At 39.8% G+C, this 3,828-nt stretch carries 3 protein-coding genes and 1 pseudogene; all 4 read right to left on the reverse strand.

Annotated elements, in window-relative coordinates; all coding sequences use genetic code 11:
* Positions 1-210: 210 nt before the first annotated feature.
* Positions 211-1,518, reverse strand: a complete 1,308-nt coding sequence (locus ACFQL3_RS18485) for an O-antigen polymerase (protein ID WP_377051061.1) — start codon at positions 1,516-1,518, stop codon at positions 211-213.
* 3 nt (positions 1,519-1,521) lie between these two features.
* Entirely contained in the window at positions 1,522-2,445 is a 924-nt protein-coding gene (locus ACFQL3_RS18490) for a glycosyltransferase family 2 protein (protein ID WP_377051063.1), read from the reverse strand.
* A 97-nt stretch (positions 2,446-2,542) separates the two neighbouring features.
* Positions 2,543-3,457 (reverse strand): annotated as a pseudogene (locus ACFQL3_RS18495) (NAD-dependent epimerase/dehydratase family protein).
* Positions 3,458-3,630: 173 nt separating this feature from the next.
* On the reverse strand, positions 3,631-3,828 hold a 198-nt coding region (locus tag ACFQL3_RS18500), incomplete at its 5' end, for a hypothetical protein (protein ID WP_377057169.1).

A 3,828-nucleotide genomic window follows, 5' to 3' on the forward strand; every position in this document is an offset into this window, starting at 1 on the left:
ATTATTTTGGTTATTGTTGTTGGTGGTTTTTAGATATTAGGCCTTGGTGAATCACTGTAAGGCAGCAGGAGAGGTCGTCAAATCGAAGGAATTGAAGCGGGAAATCGGCGATGCTCTATGTCGAAGATTTCCCGCTTCACGAGCAAACTAGTATAGAGCGAACCAAGGGTTGAATAGATCACTCCTGAGAGGAGGTAATTTAGACAGTGCCTATAGTTTGAGGTTATCGCCCTTTCTTTTATGTCTGTAATAGTACAAACTGAAAACCAAGTACGGTATTAAATATATAAATAATATAATTATAGATACATTATGCCAGAAGATTGGTAGACTCCAGAGGGGTGAGTGCCAAGATAAGACTATACTTGCAGCAATAAGGCCATATATTTGACTTGAAAGGAAACTTTGACTAGATTTTGAATATGCGATTTGTGACACATATCCCCACAAAAAGATTATTACTAAACCAAATACCCCAAAGTCAAGATACGGGATTCCTAGTGCTGTCGCTGTTCCTCCTCCTTGCGTTGGCTCTATAGCTGCATAAACAGATGTTAGATATGCATCGCGTACATCATCTTCTATAAATAAATACTGAAATATAAACCCAAAGGTTTCAAAACCATATGTATGTTCACTTATATATGTGATACTCCGGTGCAAGTTTCCAATATCGTTTGAAAAATAAAAAAGGATTCTATCGATGCTGTACGTCACTGAAGTAATAACTGAATCAGGCGAAGAACGTACTCGTACCACTTCTTGAATTGTCCATACACTAAACCCAATAATAGTGCCTATAATTGGATAAACAACTGGAATTCCTTTATCAGAGATAGATATATACGTGATGAGCGATCCAATAATGGCGGCAGCTAAGAGTAGTCGTTGAGACACTAAAATCGGAAGTACTGTTAATGGTATCAATCCAATAATTAAAAGTGTGGTTAATCTCTGGTTATTATAGTATCTATGATTTATCAATGGATTGTCGCGCCCTATTACAGCAAGGCTCGCTGCTGAGAATATCATCACACTAATGAACCCAGTATATAACAGCCGTGCGCCGGGAAACGGTTTTTGTTCTCTCCACAGCTGACCTGTAGAGTGCCAATCAGACAATAGACCACTTAAGAAAGTACGAAAAGATCCAATCTGATAGATGGCGAGTACGGTCCAGCAAAACAAGAGGAAAAGAATAGCAACACCATATAAATAAAATAACAACAGGGAAATGTCTGATTTTTCCATTGTCTGTTTTATGTACTGATGTCTGAAAATATCATTGGGCATTTTAATTTGTAACTGAACTCGATTTGCGACAAATACACCCAGCAAAAATACTGCTGTTGATATAATAACCCATAAGCTTCCTTCTACGGTAATTGTGGCTCTTGGAACATCATGAAGTCCGTAGACTAACTCTTTCGGACCTATGTATGCGGCAATATGTGAAATAACCCATGTTACGACAAATAATATCGCAGGGGATACATATCTTCTTGTAATATATTTCATGTATTATGTAGTGCGGGTGATATTTTTTATTGTTATTACTAACTTACTTTTTGTATCTCTTCTTAATAAAGATAATACTAATGCTATGTATGTTTTCCACAATAATGGATACAGCATTATGGATTTGAGATAATAAGAAATAGCGTCTTTGAATCTTCGATGTGATTGTAAAAACCTACCCACCGTGAAATACTGCACAGCAAAACTTTTTCTACGCTCATGCCATGGCAAGCTGTTTATATCCTCTTGAATATATTCAAGAACCTGTTTATGAGCTTCCATGCGAGGTTCAACATTACTAGTGATCCGATTATCATTCTCAATATACATAGTCACAAGAGGATCCACAATGTAATCAAAGTCATAATCCCGTGATATTCGAATCCATAATTCATAGTCTTGTCTGGCAGAAAGATCTTCATTAAAACCATCAACTTTATCAAAACAGCTTGAACGGACCATCACAGTTGACGTAGGGTTTATCCAATCCTTTTTTAATTGCTCTTTATAGAGGTCTCCTCGCTTAGAGGGAACTTCTCCAATTTCAACCGCTCCATCGTGTTTGACATAATACCCAGTATAAACTACACCTACTTGCGGTGAACATTCGCGAAAACGAGTGACCTGCCGTTCAAGTTTCTCACAATCCCATTTGTCATCACTATCAATAAATGCTATAAAGTCACCATCAGCTGCTTCAATACCTGTATTTCTTGCAGCGGGTGCACCTCGATTAGTGTCGTGACAAATATAATTGACTTTATCTCCGTATTGTGACATCAATTCAGAGGTATTATCTGATGAGTTATCATCTACTACGAGAAGCTCCAAATCAGAGAAAGATTGATTGATAACACTATCTATTGCTCTTGAAATCACGTCCTCCCGATTGTATGTCGGAAGAACCACACTAACTGTTGGGTCCATTAAAATCACACCCTTATTTGTATATTATTGCTAAACCAATTGGTGACCTTCGATAATGGCTCTTGACTAAAACATTCATTGTTTTTATTATACATGATTAGTACTGGCTACAGACACGGTCAATGCCCTCCTGTAAATAAATTCTGGGTTTCCACCCTGTTGCTTGCTCCATTTTTGAATAGTCTGCACAGGTGTCGTGAATGTATACGTCTTCAGGAATCGGGTTCTCCACGTAATCCGGTTCCACATTCGTACCGAGTTCTTCATTGATCATGTTCACAACCGTATTAAAGTCATAGGCCTGGCTAGTCCCAAGGTTATAGATATCGTCAAGGTCGTATCCGGCTGCTTGTACCAAGCCACGGACAATGTCATCAACATGCGTGAAATCACGAGTCTGATTACCATTGCCATACAATTTTGGTGAGTTACCGTTCGCGATGTCGTCAGCAAACTGAGCTATAACATTGGCGTATTCTCCTTTATGACTCTCAGCACCACCATACCCTTGATACACCGAAAACAAGCGCATCCCTGCTGCTGTCAAGTCATAATGGTTTGAAAAGTACTCAGCGTAACTCTCACGTGCGATCTTTGAGGCCTCTTAGCCAGTATTGACTGTGATATCCATGTCTTCGGGTGAAGGATCAGTACGGCTACCATAGATAGATGATGTAGAGGCGTACACGATCGTATCACAACCGTCTGCCCTTGCCTGTTCAATAACATTAACGAATCCCTCGACGTTCACTCTTGCGCCTGTTGTGGGTTCGTCTTCATGCATCGCGTATGACGACAATGCTGCCAAATGAAATACAACATCTACATCTGTCGGTAGGTCGTCGTCAAGTACACTCGTATTGGAGAAATCAATATTATCGTCCAAGTTCTCGGAGGTTCCGAGATAGGAGTTGTCCACCACTATAACATCATTGCCCTTAGCGAGTTCATTAGCCAGATTTGAACCAATGAATCCTGCACCGCCAGTCACCAAAATACGCCGGTCTTGCATTGTTAAAAACAGTAAATTCTTCCAATAAAAAGGCACCCATTTTTATCATTTACACTGTTCTGGTATCGGACCCAAGGGAGAGACATAAACTGTTTTATATAGTAAATTATGAGAAAAGATGCCCACTGAGTGAATTCTCACAAATCATTATAAGATCGCACCGACTTGATTGTCTACTTTTCTGAGTAGGGGATCATTCCATCCGGATCAGGATACCCAATCGCCATGAGCATGACGACGGTCTCATCAGACTCCAAATTAAGAAGTGATTGCAATTTCCGCTCGTTATTAGGGATCGCTGGCCAGTTGATGCAGCGAGAAGCAAGTCCCTGCGTCTCTAGTGCAAACTGGAAGCCATTCCGAAAGACTGA

The sequence above is a fragment of the Natronoarchaeum sp. GCM10025321 genome, from assembly GCF_042663585.1.
Classification (GTDB): domain Archaea; phylum Halobacteriota; class Halobacteria; order Halobacteriales; family Natronoarchaeaceae; genus Natranaeroarchaeum.